Here is a 14,238-nt window from a genome sequence, read left to right as displayed (position 1 = left end):
GGTTGTGACTGTGCACACACCCAAACCGACAAGACAGATGGAAAAACAACCCAATCAGCTACTCTGGCATGGGGTTTTCCTGCTGATGCTGCTGGTTGCCGTATTCGGCATCTACAAGGCTGTCCAGTCAGTGGATTACACCTGGCGCTGGGAACGCATTCCCCAATACATCGCCTATCAGGCGGAGCAGAAGAATCTGGCCGAATTTGACGGCACCGTGATGGCGGGCACCAGCGAGGCCGAGAAGGGCAAGCTGTTCCTGCAAGACGATCTCGATCCCAATCTGCGTCAAGCCATTGCCAGTACCGGCATACAAGTCGCCGAAGGGGATACCGTTTTTCGTGGCGATACCCTCGACACCCAACTGAGCTGGACCGCAGGCCCCATCGCCTGGGGCGTCTGGGTCACCGTCAAGCTCTCGCTGGTAGCAGGCATCTTCGCCATTTTGCTCGGCACCCTGGCCGGGCTGGCGCGCCTCTCCCCCAATCCCGCCCTGCGCAATCTGGCGGTCACCTACGTTGAGCTCATCCGCGGCACGCCGCTGCTGGTGCAGATCTTCATCGTCTACTTCTTTATCGGCACCGTGCTGAACCTCGACCGCTTCACCGCCGGGGTTGCCGCGCTGGCGGTCTTTACCGGCGCCTATGTGGCGGAGATCGTCCGCGCCGGTATCAGCTCCATCCACAAGGGGCAGATGGAGGCGGGCCGCAGCCTGGGTATGACCTCGGCCCAGACCATGCGCTATGTCATCCTGCCGCAGGCGTTCAAGCGGGTGCTGCCACCGCTGGCGGGCCAGTTCATCAACCTGATCAAGGACTCCTCGCTGGTCTCGGTTATCTCCATCACCGATCTTACCAAGGCGGGGCGCGAGGTGGTGAGCTCCACCTTCAGCCCGTTCGAGGTATGGTTCACCGTGGCCCTGCTCTATCTGGTGCTCACCGGCACCCTCTCTTTCCTGGTACGCCGTCTCGAGGTGAAATATGCGAAAAGCAACTGATCCCATCATCAAAGCGACCGGTGTCGAGAAGTTTTACGGCAGCGAAGTGCACGCCCTGAAAAATGTCAGCACCCAGGTGGCCGAAGGGGAAGTGGTGGTGATCGTCGGCCCCAGCGGCTCCGGCAAATCGACTTTCCTGCGCACCCTCAACCAGCTGGAGACCATCAACGACGGCAACATAGTAGTCGACGGCATTTGCCTGACCGAGCCGGGCGATGTCAACAAGCTGCGGGAAGAGGTGGGCATGGTGTTCCAGTCCTTCAACCTCTTCCCCCACCTGACGGTGCTGGATAATATCTGCCTCGCTCCGCAGAAGGTGCGAGGCCTGTCACGCCGTGAGGCCGAAGACAGAGCCAAGGCGCTGCTGCTGAAAGTGGGGCTGTCGGTGAAAGCGGCCAGCTATCCGTCCCAGCTCTCCGGCGGTCAGCAACAGCGGGTGGCCATTGCCCGAGCGCTCGCCATGCAGCCGCGCATCATGCTGTTTGACGAGCCCACCAGTGCGCTCGACCCCGAAATGGTGGGGGAAGTGCTGGATGTGATGAAGGGGCTGGCCCGCGAAGGAATGACCATGGTGGTGGTGACCCACGAGATGGGCTTTGCCCGCGAGGTAGCGGATCGGGTGCTCTTTATGGAGAGTGGCGAACTGCTGGTGGATGAAAAACCGGCCGACTTCTTCGACAATCCCCCCTCCCAACGCCTGCGCCAGTTCCTGAGTCAGGTGCTGTAGCCAACACGCTCTGCTGGATAAACGAAGAGGGACCGTAAGGTCCCTCTTCTTGTGTGTCACGCTGAGCAGGCTTAACCCAGCTGAACCCGAGTGCCCATCTCATCGGCTCAGCGCGGGGACTTTCCCAGATAGCGCTCCACGATCACTTTCACCCCGTCACGTTTTTTGAGCTGATAGAGCTCCTTGTCAAACTGGTCGATAAAGGCCTGTTTGTAGGGGTACTCCCCCTTGCGGCTATAGCCGAGAAACCCCTGCTCCTTGCTGAGCACCGGCCCCTGTTTGAGCAGGGACATATCGGCCACCGCCAGCTGCTCGGCCTTTATCATGTTGAGCAACTCATAGAGCAGGGAGAGGCGATCATTGATGGTGCAATCGACCCGACCGCGGACAATCTTGAGCAGGTTCTCCCGATTGCTTTTCACCTCCTCCACGTCGATCTGCTTCTCTTTTACTGCCTGCCAAAAGGCATCGCCGCCGACGGCAAAACCGGCGTTCATGCCAAAGCGTAAACCATGATAATCGAGCGGAAACCTGGCCTGCGGGGTATTGGCCGCCACACTGGCGCCGCACATCACCACCAGCTCTTCATCCAGCATCGGCTGGGAGTAGGGCCACATATAAGGGCGGGTATCGGGCATATAGTAGGGTGGAAAAATGGCGAAGGCGGTCCCCTGTTCCACCATGCTCAGACCGCGCCGCCACGGCATAGGCTTGAGCACCACCTCATAGTCAGGCATGGCAGAGGTCACCTCGCGGATGATGTCGGCATAGATCCCCCTGACCTCCTCCCCCTCCTGCCAGGAGTAGGGGGGATAGGCGGCATCCGCCAGGATCTCGACCCGGGTCTTGGCGTGCGCCATCATGCACAACCCCAGCAACAAGCAATACCAGACGCGCATAAGCCAGCACCTCCTGAAAAAGCCTGCATCAAGCATAGCCATCTGCCGCGCCTTCCTCTGCTGGCGCGCCATAATTCATGCCATCTCTTCGTTGGCAGAAAAATGTTAATGAATTATTAAAGCCATCCTTTATGCTGGAGAGCAATTGCTCTGAATGGATGGCCGCATATGGATGTGCAACTGCTTCTGCTCTACCTCTCCCCGATTTTTCTGGCCTTTATCGGCTGGGAGATGCTCTACCTGCGCAAACATGGCGCGGCCTTTCCCACTGCCACCTACCAGTGGCGGGATCTGTTCGCCAACGCCACGCTGGCCCTGATGCACCAAGGGGGCGATGCCCTGGCGGCCATCGCCATTGCTTATCTGTATGACACCCTCTGGGGCTGGCGACTGTTCGATATCGAGCTGAATCTCTGGAGTGTGCTACTGCTGTTCCTGTTGCAGGATCTCTGTTACTGGCTGTTCCACTTCACCAGCCACCATGTTCGCTGGCTGTGGGCCTCCCACGTGGTGCACCACAGCTCAGAGCGGCTCAACCTCTCCACCGCCTTTCGCCAGAGCCTGATGTATCCGATCTCCGGCATGTGGCTGTTCTGGATCCCGATGATTGTCATCGGCTTCCCGCCCGAAGCGGTGGTCGCCACTGTGCTGCTCAGCCTGGGCTTCCAGTTTTTCGTCCACACCCAGGTGGTGGACAAGCTCGGCTGGCTTGAGTGGATCTTCAACACCCCCTCCCACCACAGGGTGCACCATGCCAGCAACGCCAAGTACATAGACCGCAACTTTGCCGGGGTGCTGATCATCTGGGATCGGCTGTTCGGCACCTTTGTGGAAGAAGACCCGGCCGAGCCGTGTCGCTTTGGCATCACCAAGCCGATCCACAGCTTTAACCCCCTCACCCTCACCTTCCACGAGTGGCGCGACATGCTGCGCGACGCCCGTGGCCTACCCTGGCGACAAAAACTCGCGGTGCTGTTTGGCAAACCGGCCGGACCAGCCAGTCGCTGAGCCCTCGCATCGAATAGCAAGCCCCTGATACCCAGTCCCTGATAACAAGAGAGCGCCACGGCGGCGCTCTCTTTATGGTCAATCACATCTTCGATATCAGAGATGGGCAAACGACCAGACGGCGGGGATCAGGCTCAGCAAGGTCACTCCGGCCAACAGCCGCTCGCGACCACTCAGGCAAAGATCTGCGCCCAACTGGCGACGGCTGTAGAGAAACAGCAGCAGACCCGGCCCGTAGAGCAGCAAGGAGAGCAGCAGATACTCCACCCCGGCGGCATAGAGCAGCCAGAAACCGTAACAACTCGATACCAGCGCTACCGCCCGCATCAGACCGCGGCCCTGCCCGCCCTCACCCTTCTTGCTGAACGAGAGCTTGAGCAAGAACAGGCCGATCAGCAGGTAGGGCACCAAAATCATCGAGGTAGAGATAAGCAGCAGTCTGGTGTAGCCCTTGCCGAGCAGCCACACCAGCAGCAGGCAAGTCTGCACCGTCAGGCTGGTGAGCCAGAGCGATGCGATAGGCGTCCCGTTACGGTTCTGGCGCCGGAAGATGGCGGGAAACGCACCGTGGCGGGCTGCGCTGAACGGTACCTCGGCCGAGAAGAGGGTCCAGCTCACGTAGGAGGCAAGCACCGAGACGATAAGGCCGACGCTGATGAGCAGCTTGCCCCAGGAGCCGGTCATCTGGGCCATCAGCCCTGCCATGGAGGGGTTGGGCAGCGCTGCGAGCTCGGGCCGACTCAATATCCCCAGCGCCAGCACCGAGATAAGCACATAGAGCAGCAGCGCCAATAGCACCCCAAGCACGGTGGCCGTGCCCACATCCCGCCGGTTTCGGGCGCGGGCCGACAGCACTGCAGCCCCCTCGATGCCGGTGAAGACCCAGAGGGTGATCAGCATGGTGTTGCGCACCTGCTCGGAAACCGGCACCGCCAGGCTACTGCCCTGCTGATCCGCCGCGAAGGTGACCGGATCGAACCAGTAGCAGGCAAACAGAATAAACAGCAGCAGCGGCAGGCTCTTGGCCAGGGTCGCCACCAGATTGAATAGCGCCGCCTGCTGCACGCCGCGGGCCACCAGCAGGTGCACCGCCCAGAGGATGCAAGACTCGCCGACAAACGCCGCCAGGGTGTTGCCCTCACCAAACCAGATCTGCTCGGGGGTGTCGACAAAGCTGCCCAGCGCGGCAAAGGCGATCACCAGATAGCCCACCACGCCGATGGTGGCACAGAGCCAATAACCCCAGGCGGAGAAGAAGCCCACCAGATCGCCAAAACCGGCGCGGGCGTAGCTGTAGATACCACCATCGAGATCCGGCCTGAGTCGCGACAGATAGAGAAAACTCATGGCGAGCGCCAGGATGCCCACACCCGTCACGCCCCAGCCGATCAGCACGGCGCGGGCGCCAGCCACCTCGGCCATATTCTGGGGCAGGCTGAAGATCCCCGCCCCCACCATGGAGCTGAACACCAGCGCGGTGAGAGACCAGAGCCCAATCTTGTTCTCTTTCATGGAAGCTCCTTAGCGCAACCGGCGGCTCAGCGCCTGAATATGCTCGGGGCCGATGCCGCAGCAGCCGCCGATGAGGCTCGCGCCGGCCGCGCGCCAGCGCTCGGCCCAGCCGAGATAATCCAGCGGCCCCAGATCGGCACGGATCTCGTCCAGCCCGTCGTTGGCGGTGGCCTCCTTGGGTTGCGGCGGGAAGGCGTTGGCATAGGCACCGAGCCGAATGTCGCTGCGACCCAGCGCCTGCAATCGGGCGCGAGCAACCTCGAGGGCCCCCTCGATCACCTCGGGCTGACAGCAGTTGAACAGGATGGCATCGACTCCAGCCGCCACCAGCGAGGTTACCGCATCGGCCACCCGCTCGCCGGAGCGCAGTCGCGGCTCGTTGCCCGGCGCCTCATCTTCCAGCGTGAAGGAGACCCATAACGGCTTGCCATCGTCAGGCAACAGCGCTTTCAGGGCCAGTGGCTCGGCAATCAGGCTCATGGTCTCGGCCAACCAGATATCCACATAAGGGGATAGCGCCCGGATAAGCGGTGTCGCCAGCTCGCTCACCCTGTCCGCCTTGAACAGGTCGGCACGGTAGGAACCAAACAACGGTGGCAGAGAACCCGCCACCTGCACGGCGCCCTTCTGCGCGTCAGCCACCTCACGGGCCAGCTGACCAGCCAGCGCTGCCAGCCCCTCCCCGTCGGCAAAGAAACGCTCATCGCCGATATGAAACGGCACCAGCGCATAGCTGTTGGTAGTAATGACCCTGGCCCCGCTCGCCACATAGGCCTGATGCACGTCACGCACCGTCTCTGGCGCCTCCATCAAGGCCAGCGCCGACCACTCGGGTTGACGAAACGGTGCCCCCCGCCGAGCCAACTCGCGCCCCATGCCCCCATCCAGCACCCACAATTCCCTGGTTTCCATCTGTCGTGTCTCTTAGTTATGTGCGTTGTTTATTTGCGTATTTATCTGTTTGTTTTGTTGATCTGCGGTGTCGCATCGAATCGCTGCAGATCGTACTGCTTCATCCTGGGAAGCCCTTTTATCGTGCAGCCATAAAAACATATGGATGTTTAGATGGCCAAAACAAGATAAAACAAAGTGCCACGGGCGGCAATCAGTATCAGCAGAAATCAGCGTGCAAACGGCGAGGCAAACGCAGAAATGCAAGAGGCCACCCGAAGGTGGCCTCATAACTATCTTGATCCGCTGACAGCTTAACGCCCGGCCAGCACTCGCTTGATCTGCTTGACCCAGTCGGAGACCCGACCCTGCTGCGGCAAACCGCGCCAGATCTGCTCCCACTGGGCAGGGCTGAGCGGACGACCGAGGCGACGCTGCACACCCGCATAGAGGTAGTCATGGGCCGTGGTGGCCGCATGCTCGGAGGTGAGGAATTTGGAGACCGGATCGGTCAACCGCACATCCCGCATGCCGAGCAGCGGATAGTCGTTGTGCACCGCCGCCAGCATGGTCTCGCGCATGGCGGACTCGATATACCCACGGGCAAACAGGGCGGTCACCGACTCCAGCGATCCCTGATCCGGGCCGTGGTACTGCTCGTCAAAGACCGGGCTCGGCTCGGCCATGCCACTTTGTACCACCGCATCGGGATCCGGCTGCGGCACGACCACGGCAGGCTTGGGGGTTACCGGCTTGGCTGCCACTGTGGCTTTGCGCGGCGCACTCTGACTACAGGCACCCAGTGCCAGGGCGAGCGCGACACAGGCCAGCGCACGGGAATGAGACTGCATCTTCATGACTCTTATGTCGCTCCTTTTACGATTCCTGAGCTGGCTTCTCGGCCACAGCCGGTTCGACCCGGGTAACCAGCAGCTGATCAATCTTGTAACTGTCGATATCGACCACTTCGAACTTGTAACCGGCGTATTTGACCGAGTCAGTGCGCTTGGGGATCTTGCGCAGCATATACATGATAAAGCCGGCGATGGTCTCGTAGTTCTGGTTCTCGGGAAACTCTTCTATATCGAAGGCGCGCATCACGTCGGAGATGGGGGTGACCCCGTCCACCAGCCAGGAGTTCTCGTCGCGCTGGACGATCTGCTCTTCCACCACGTGGGTCGCCCACTCGCCCATGACGGTACTCATCAGGTCGTTCATGGTGACAATCCCCACCACCAGCGCGTACTCGTTCATCACCACGGCAAAGTCGCCACGATGATTCTTGAAGTACTCCATCGCCTCATAGAGGTTCAGGGTATCGGGGATGATGATGACGTTCTGCACCAGGTTGCCACCGATAAGGTCGATGCTCTGGCCGCCGATAACGCGGATCAGCAGCTCTTTGGCATCGACAAAGCCCTTGATGCTGTCGAGGTTGTGGTCACAGACCAGAAACTTGTTGTGGGGATGTTCGGCGATCTTCGCCTTGATGCTCTCTTCACTCTCTTGCAGGGTGAAGTAGATGAGGCTCTCGCGGGCCGTCATGGCAGAGGTGACACCAAGGGACTGCAACTCGAACACGTTCTCGATGAGCTGATGCTCCTCGCGCTGGATAACCCCCGCCTCGGCACCGGCATCCATCACCGCATAGATATCGTCGGAGGTGATCTCGTCATTACGCACGGTGGAGACGCGCATCAGACGGAACAGGGAGTTCGCCAATCCGTTGAAGACCCACACCAGCGGCATCAAAACGGTGACGAAGAAGAGCATGGGGCGCACCACCACCACGGCAATCTGCTCGGGCATGGTCATGGCCAGACGCTTGGGCATCAGGTCGGCGATGAGGATAAACATGCCGGTGACAAACACGAAGGAGGCACCGGAGCTGATCTCGCCAAGCCAGGGGCCCTGGTAGAACTGGGAGACAATCCCCTTGATGGCGGGGTTGAGGGCAGACTCACCCAGGATACCGCCCAGAATGGCGACTGTATTGAGGCCAATCTGCACCACGGTGAAAAAGTTGCCCGGCTGGGCCTGCAGGGCCAGCACCTTTTCGGCCTGGCGATTACCTTCATCCGCCATCACCTGCAATTTGATTTTGCGAGACGCGGCGAGAGAGATCTCGGAGAGGGAGAAGAACACACTGCCGCCAACCAGCAGCATTAAAAAGAACAAACTATCGGCAAAACTCATGATTAACCTATTGCTACACCCGCCTTAGCACAAGACGGCAAACTGGGCCCGGGAGACCGGACCGTGAGCCCATCCGGGACTCACACAGGGGGAGTATTCTATCAGAAAACAGCCAGTTGGGTGCTTTATCTTACTCCGACCAGTTATGCAACAAAAAAGGCGCTTCACGCGCCTTTTTATTCACTTCTGGTTAGCCCTTGCCCAGCAGGGTGCCCAGATCGTCCGCCTTGGTGTGGCGCACATCCTTGCCTTTCACGTAGTAGACGATGTACTCGCAGATGTGCTGGCAGCGATCGCCGACCCGCTCGATGGCTCGCGCCGCCCACAGGACGTTGAGAACCTGGGGGATGGTGCGGGGATCTTCCATCATGTAGGTCATCAGCTCGCGGATGATGGACTCGTACTCGCGGTCTACCTTGTCATCTTCCTTGTAGACCGCCAGCGCCGCATCCAGATCCATGCGGGCGAAGGCGTCGAGCACATCGTGCAGCATCTTGATGGTGCGACGGCCCATGTTCTCCAGCGACACCAGCGGCGGCTGCGGCTTGTTGGCGTTGTCGGTCAGCATGCGGGCGATCTTGTCGGCCACGTCGCCAATGCGCTCCAGATCGGTGATGGTCTTGATGATGGCCATCACCAGTCGCAGGTCGGAGGCAGTCGGCTGACGCTTGGCGATGATGCGAGTGCACTCCTCATCGATCGCCACTTCCATGGCGTTGACCTTGTGGTCGTTGGCCACGATTTTACGCGCCGCATCGAGATCCTGATCGTGGATCGCCGCGATGGCGTCAGTGAGTTGCTGCTCTACCAGACCGCCCATCACCAGCACCTGGTTGCGCACGCTCTCTAGCTCGGCATTGAACTGACCGGAGATGTGTTTATTGAGGTTCATATTGTCCATACAAATAATCCTTGATTGCTCCGATTATGCCTTAGCCGTTGAACCGACTGCCAATCTGTTTGCTGAGATTCATCCTCTCCTCTCCTTAGCCGTAACGACCGGTAATGTAATCTTCGGTCTTTTTCTTGGCCGGAGTGGTGAAAATGGTGTTGGTATCCGAGTACTCGATAAGCTCGCCCATATACATAAAGGCGGTCTGATCCGATACACGCGCAGCCTGTTGCATGTTGTGGGTCACGATCACCACGGTGAACTGGCTCTTGAGCTCGTTGATCAGCTCCTCGATGGTCAGGGTGGAGATGGGGTCGAGCGCCGAGGTCGGTTCATCGAGCAGCAACACTTCCGGCTCGATGGCGATGGCTCGGGCAATCACCAGACGCTGCTGCTGACCACCGGAGAGACCGAAGGCGTTGTCATGCAGACGATCCTTCACCTCATCCCACAGGGCCGCACCGCGCAGGGAGCGCTCGGCCGCTTCATCCAGAGTGCGACGATCGTTGATCCCCTGCAGGCGCAGACCATAGACCACGTTCTCGTAGATGGACTTGGGAAACGGGTTCGGGCGCTGGAACACCATGCCCACCTGACGGCGCAGGGCGGAAACATCGACGCTCTTGTCATAGATGTTATGGCCGTGCAGTTGGATTTCCCCCTCGATGCGGCAGATCTCCACCAGATCGTTCATCCGGTTGATGCAGCGCAGCAGGGTCGATTTACCACAGCCTGACGGGCCGATAAAGGCGGTCACCTGCCCTTTGGGGATCTTCATGTTGACGTTGAACAGCGCCTGCTTGCTGCCGTAGTACAGGTTGAGATCCTTCACCTCCAGCGCGGTCTGCTCCGGGGTCAGGTTGAGCAGGTCCAGCGCGGTGTGCTGGGTAGACGTGGTCGTTACGTTGATCATCTGTTACCTCAAAATCTATCTGGAGTGGCCGGACAGCTGCCGGCGCCCCTCACGTATTGGTGCAGAGAGATGGCGGCTCGCGCTCGGCCGCCCCTCTGTTATCTCACTCTTGTATCACTCAAGCGGCGCCGGATTAATGCTCCAGCGACCGGAATTTCTCGCGCAAGTGGTTACGAATACCGATAGCGGTCAGGTTCAGACCCACGATCACCGTCACCAGCAGGAAGGAGGTGGCGTAGACCAGCGGGCGGGCCGCCTCGACGTTGGGGCTCTGGAAACCGACGTCATAGATGTGGAAGCCCAGGTGCATGAACTTGCGCTCCACATGCAGATACGGGAAGTTGCCATCCATCGGCAGGGTCGGTGCCAGTTTTACCACCCCCACCAGCATCAGCGGCGCCACTTCACCGGCTGCACGGGCAATCGCCAGAATAAGGCCGGTCATGATGGCCGGGCTCGCCATCGGCAGCACGATGCGCCACAGGGTCTCGGCCTGGGTCGCGCCCAGTGCCAACGAGCCCTGACGGATGGTGCTCGGGATCCGCGCCAGCCCCTCTTCGGTGGAGACAATCACCACCGGCAGGGTCAGGATGGCCAGGGTCAGCGCCGACCAGATCACGCCGGGTGAGCCAAAGGTCGGGCTCGGCAGCGCTTCCGGGTAGAACAGCTGATCCAGCGAACCACCGAGCGTGTAGACGAAGAAGCCCAGGCCAAACACGCCGTAAACGATGGAGGGCACGCCCGCCAGGTTGATCACCGCAATGCGGATAAGCTTGGTCAGGCTGTTCTTGCCCGCATACTCGTGCAGATAAACCGCTGCAACCACCCCCAGCGGGGTCACAATGATCGCCATCAGGATAACCATGAAGACGGTACCGAAGATGGCCGGGAACACCCCGCCCTCGGTGTTGGCTTCGCGAGGCTCACCGGAAACAAACTTGCCAATCTGGTGGAACCAGTGACCCACCTTGGCCAACAGGCTCATGTCGTTGGGCCATACCACGTCCAGTACCTTGGACATCGGCATGGTCACCAGCTCGCCACGCATATCCTTGACGGTGATGGCGTCGCGATCGGCTTGGCTACGCAGAGAGAAGAGCTCTTTTTCCAGCACCTGATAACGATCGTTGAGTGCCTGACGCTCACTGGCCAGCTCCGCTTTGAGCTGATCGTTCAGCTCATTTTCGAGTTCTGCTTTACGTTCCTTGAGGCGCAACTTCTCTAATTGGTAGTTGATGGCGCCAATGGGGCCTTTTTGCAACTCGTTGGCTTGTTCAGACAAACCGTTGCTTCGAGCCAGCATCCGCTTGAGCACTGTGTGCAAATCTTGCTCATGCACGACGCCATCTTCCTTGGCCTCTACCACATAGCCATAGAAGTTGCCGTTGGTAGTACGCTCGATCATTGCCATCTCGACAGGAAGGGCCTGAGACTTGATATCAGTCTCCAGCACCCAGCGAAAATCGAGGTCAACGAACTCGCGGTTGCCGGTCTTGACCAGATAACGGGTCAACACCTCACGTTCTTCACCTGCCAATGGCAATCCTGCGGCGCGCAGACGTTCAACCGGCACCAGCTCACTGTCATTGATTTCACCAACCAACACACTCTTGTTACCGCTGGCGTCTTCCAACTGCCACTCATAGATAGGGTGGGGCCAGAAGTAGACCAGACCACGCCAGCCGATCAGCAACAACAGACCCAGTACCGCCACCAGGCTCAGGCTGACGGCTCCGCCGGTCATCCAGATCCAGGGGGCCCCTGATTTAAACCACTTACCCATTGTCGATTCCTTGCCCGTTACATGGAGCTGTATTTTTCACGCAACCGCTGGCGGACAAACTCGGCCAGGGTGTTGAAGAAAAAGGTGAACACAAACAGTACGAAGGCCGCGAGGAACAGTACTCGATAGTGGGAACTGCCCACTTCCGACTCCGGCATCTCCACCGCAATGTTGGCGGCGAGGGTACGCAGCCCCTGGAACATGGAGAAGTCCATGATGGGGGTGTTGCCGGTAGCCATCAGCACGATCATGGTCTCGCCCACGGCGCGGCCAAGGCCCATCATCACCGCAGAGAAGATGCCCGGGCTGGCGGTGAGGATCACCACCCGGCTCAGGGTCTGCCACGGGGTGGCCCCCAGCGCCAGCGAGCCCTGAGTCAGATGCTTGGGCACCGAGAAGACCGCATCTTCAGCGATGGAGAAGATGGTGGGGATGACAGCAAAGCCCATGGCGATACCGACCACCAGCGAGTTGCGCTGGTCAAATTTGATCCCCATTACATTGGTGAGCCAGCTACGGGTATCACCACCGAAAAACGCATTTTCGACGACAGGACTGAGAGTAAGAGCCATCCAGCCAATCAGAATAACGACAGGGATCAGCAAGACGGCTTGACTGCCCTCAGGCACACTTTGCTTGAGAGTGTCAGGCAACAGATGCCATAGCAGAGCTGCAAGCAGCATCCCCATCGGCAACATCACCAACATCATAAAAATGCCCGGCAGGTAATCTTCCACGATGGGAGCAAGCCACAAACCAGCCAGGAAACCGAGGATGACGGTTGGCAATGCCTCCATGATCTCGATGGTCGGTTTAACAAACTTGCGCATCCCCGGAGACATGAAGTAGGCGGTATAGATGGCACCGGCAATCCCGAGTGGTACAGCAAACAACAGCGCATAAAAAGCGGCTTTGAGAGTACCAAACGAAAGGGGGACCAGACTCAGCTTGGCTTCAAAGTCGTTGCTAGCGGAGGTGGATTGCCACACATACTGGGGCTCCGGATACCCTTCGTACCATACCTTTTGCCAGAGGGCAGACCAGGTCACTTCGGGGTGATCATTCTCAACCGTAAACAACTTGAAGGTGTCGCCTTGTTGCATCAACAGTGCATTGTGGCGTGGAGAGATGGCCAGGGCAGAAAGCTCCCCCCCTTCTACTGTTTCGGTCAGCAGCTTGGTCTCGCCGGTGGCGTGGAAGAAGCTGATGATGCCGTCCTTGTCGGCACTGATGAAGCCTTTGCGAAAGTGTTCGGGAGTCAACAGATCCACTGCGCCATCACCCTTGAAATCACGGATCTGTGTGAACTGACGTTTGCCATCCTTTGCCACTTCAAACCACTGGGAGATGACGCCGTTGTCATTACCTACCAGCAGCGAAGAAGCGCCTGCCAGCAGCTCGACCCGAGTCACATTGGCGTTGGTGGCATTGATCTCCAGCACGTTGCGCAAGGAGATCTCGCTCAGGTTATGAATGTCATAGACGGAGAGACGATTTCCCTGACGTACAAAGAGGATCCGCAGATTGGGGGTCAGCAACATCTGATCCACATGACGCGGCAGGGAGGGAATCGTGTAGTTTTCACTGCTCCACTCAATCTCCCCGGAGATGAAGTTCTCCTCACCGCTCATCACCGTCATCACGCCACGACCATCTTCGGTTACGGCAGCGGTCGCCATCTTGTCCTTGGTGGCTTCGAACACCATCCGTTGCAGCGCCTTCCCTTGCGGGTCGATCACCACAGGCTCTTCGCCGAAGGGATATTTCAAGCTGGGTTCAATCACCCGTACATCGTTGGGATAGGAGACCTTGAACGCTGGCTGGACAACCAGTGCCTTGCCATCGGCAAAGCCGTAGGCAATCAGCTTTTGGCCCGGCGCCGGCGTTGTGGCCGTGCTGATGTCGCCAGCAACCTGGGCTTGGCCCAGTGACTGGCCAACCTTGATCTTGTCATCTCCTTGTAGCGCGAAGAAGTTGACCTGACCTTTATCGCTGAAGCGATAGCCGATCTCGTTCTGCTCTTCCATGCCGAGCCAGGCTGTCTTCCCTGCGACGGGCAGGGTAAACGAGGTGGCCGGCTCCATGGAGGCGCCATTGAAGATGGGTTTCACCACATAGAGCAGATAAAAGAAGATAAGCAGCAGCGCCACCAGTACCAGGGCTCCGCCTGTGGTGACGCCATATTTGGCCAATTTATCCTTGATCCGGCGTTTTCTACTGCCCGCCATGACCAGGTTTAACGATTCCGATGACATGCAAGACCTCAATGTAAGCTAGGCTTCGCGGCATTATATGGCGGTTGCATGACAGTTTTGTTACATCGAGGACGCTTTAACAGAGGTTGTTAGCGGAAAAATGGGCGGGGTTCCCTTCGAAGATGGGCGAGCGTAATATATTGTTTATAAAGGGATATTTATGCT

Annotated in this window: 12 protein-coding genes; 3 read left to right on the top strand and 9 right to left on the bottom strand. The window is 58.9% G+C overall.

Translation table 11 applies throughout. The annotated features are described in order from the left end of the window. The first annotated feature begins 37 nt into the window (after positions 1 to 37). Positions 38 to 997, top strand: a complete 960-nt coding sequence (locus tag AACT07_RS08300) for an amino acid ABC transporter permease (RefSeq protein WP_069527177.1) — start codon at positions 38 to 40, stop codon at positions 995 to 997. Further along, positions 981 to 1,724, top strand: a complete 744-nt coding sequence (locus AACT07_RS08295) for an amino acid ABC transporter ATP-binding protein (protein WP_069527175.1) — start codon at positions 981 to 983, stop codon at positions 1,722 to 1,724. Before AACT07_RS08300 ends, AACT07_RS08295 begins: the two co-directional genes overlap by 17 nt. Positions 1,725 to 1,831: 107 nt before the next feature. Here the strand turns inward: AACT07_RS08295 and AACT07_RS08290 are convergent, their stop codons facing one another. After that, a complete protein-coding gene (locus AACT07_RS08290; RefSeq protein ID WP_069527174.1) occupies positions 1,832 to 2,623 on the bottom strand; it encodes a substrate-binding periplasmic protein in 792 nt (263 codons plus the stop codon). Positions 2,624 to 2,791: 168 nt separating this feature from the next. On the opposite strand from AACT07_RS08290, the gene AACT07_RS08285 reads away from it, so the two are divergent. Continuing rightward, a complete protein-coding gene (locus tag AACT07_RS08285) occupies positions 2,792 to 3,631 on the top strand; it encodes a sterol desaturase family protein (protein ID WP_069527172.1) in 840 nt (279 codons plus the stop codon). A gap of 96 nt (positions 3,632 to 3,727) precedes the next feature. Here AACT07_RS08285 and AACT07_RS08280 read toward each other — a convergent pair whose 3' ends face one another. The 8 genes from AACT07_RS08280 to AACT07_RS08245 form a co-directional block, all read right to left on the bottom strand. Next, positions 3,728 to 5,143, bottom strand: coding sequence for a basic amino acid/polyamine antiporter (locus AACT07_RS08280; protein WP_069527170.1), 1,416 nt, complete (start codon positions 5,141 to 5,143; stop codon positions 3,728 to 3,730). Positions 5,144 to 5,152: 9 nt separating this feature from the next. Then, positions 5,153 to 6,055, bottom strand: a complete 903-nt coding sequence (locus tag AACT07_RS08275) for a homocysteine S-methyltransferase family protein (RefSeq protein ID WP_069527168.1) — start codon at positions 6,053 to 6,055, stop codon at positions 5,153 to 5,155. A 293-nt stretch (positions 6,056 to 6,348) separates the two neighbouring features. Then, positions 6,349 to 6,891: a hypothetical protein gene (locus tag AACT07_RS08270; protein ID WP_041202118.1), complete on the bottom strand. Its 543-nt coding sequence runs from the start codon at positions 6,889 to 6,891 to the stop codon at positions 6,349 to 6,351. A gap of 19 nt (positions 6,892 to 6,910) precedes the next feature. Then, complete coding sequence (locus AACT07_RS08265) at positions 6,911 to 8,230, bottom strand: hemolysin family protein (RefSeq protein ID WP_005334094.1); 1,320 nt, start codon at positions 8,228 to 8,230, stop codon at positions 6,911 to 6,913. Positions 8,231 to 8,420: 190 nt separating this feature from the next. Then, on the bottom strand, positions 8,421 to 9,131 hold the full coding sequence (phoU, locus tag AACT07_RS08260) for a phosphate signaling complex protein PhoU (protein ID WP_005334097.1): 711 nt from the start codon (positions 9,129 to 9,131) through the stop codon (positions 8,421 to 8,423). A gap of 85 nt (positions 9,132 to 9,216) precedes the next feature. Beyond that, a complete protein-coding gene (gene pstB / locus AACT07_RS08255; protein ID WP_005334102.1) occupies positions 9,217 to 10,035 on the bottom strand; it encodes a phosphate ABC transporter ATP-binding protein PstB in 819 nt (272 codons plus the stop codon). 133 nt (positions 10,036 to 10,168) lie between these two features. Beyond that, positions 10,169 to 11,818 (bottom strand): phosphate ABC transporter permease PstA, encoded by a 1,650-nt coding sequence (gene pstA, locus AACT07_RS08250; RefSeq protein ID WP_069527166.1) that lies wholly within the window; start codon positions 11,816 to 11,818, stop codon positions 10,169 to 10,171. Positions 11,819 to 11,835: 17 nt separating this feature from the next. Beyond that, positions 11,836 to 14,073, bottom strand: coding sequence for an ABC transporter permease subunit (locus AACT07_RS08245; protein WP_069527165.1), 2,238 nt, complete (start codon positions 14,071 to 14,073; stop codon positions 11,836 to 11,838). Positions 14,074 to 14,238 lie beyond the last annotated feature (165 nt).

The organism is Aeromonas sp. ANP5 (assembly GCF_963870295.1).
Lineage (GTDB): Bacteria > Pseudomonadota > Gammaproteobacteria > Enterobacterales > Aeromonadaceae > Aeromonas > Aeromonas veronii.
Note: the sequence above shows the minus strand (reverse complement) of the source record. Positions and strands in the feature narration are given on the sequence as shown.

Excerpts from the sequence above, each read along its gene's own strand:
- AACT07_RS08270 (WP_041202118.1), bottom strand. The coding sequence starts at position 6,891 with ATGAAGATGCAGTCTCATTCCCGTGCGCTGGCCTGTGTCGCGCTCGCC.
- AACT07_RS08245 (WP_069527165.1), bottom strand. The coding sequence starts at position 14,073 with ATGTCATCGGAATCGTTAAACCTGGTCATGGCGGGCAGTAGAAAACGC.
- AACT07_RS08265 (WP_005334094.1), bottom strand. The coding sequence starts at position 8,230 with ATGAGTTTTGCCGATAGTTTGTTCTTTTTAATGCTGCTGGTTGGCGGC.
- phoU (WP_005334097.1), bottom strand. The coding sequence starts at position 9,131 with ATGGACAATATGAACCTCAATAAACACATCTCCGGTCAGTTCAATGCC.
- AACT07_RS08290 (WP_069527174.1), bottom strand. The coding sequence starts at position 2,623 with ATGCGCGTCTGGTATTGCTTGTTGCTGGGGTTGTGCATGATGGCGCAC.
- AACT07_RS08295 (WP_069527175.1), top strand. The coding sequence starts at position 981 with ATGCGAAAAGCAACTGATCCCATCATCAAAGCGACCGGTGTCGAGAAG.
- AACT07_RS08275 (WP_069527168.1), bottom strand. The coding sequence starts at position 6,055 with ATGGAAACCAGGGAATTGTGGGTGCTGGATGGGGGCATGGGGCGCGAG.
- AACT07_RS08285 (WP_069527172.1), top strand. The coding sequence starts at position 2,792 with ATGGATGTGCAACTGCTTCTGCTCTACCTCTCCCCGATTTTTCTGGCC.
- pstA (WP_069527166.1), bottom strand. The coding sequence starts at position 11,818 with ATGGGTAAGTGGTTTAAATCAGGGGCCCCCTGGATCTGGATGACCGGC.
- AACT07_RS08280 (WP_069527170.1), bottom strand. The coding sequence starts at position 5,143 with ATGAAAGAGAACAAGATTGGGCTCTGGTCTCTCACCGCGCTGGTGTTC.
- pstB (WP_005334102.1), bottom strand. The coding sequence starts at position 10,035 with ATGATCAACGTAACGACCACGTCTACCCAGCACACCGCGCTGGACCTG.
- AACT07_RS08300 (WP_069527177.1), top strand. The coding sequence starts at position 38 with ATGGAAAAACAACCCAATCAGCTACTCTGGCATGGGGTTTTCCTGCTG.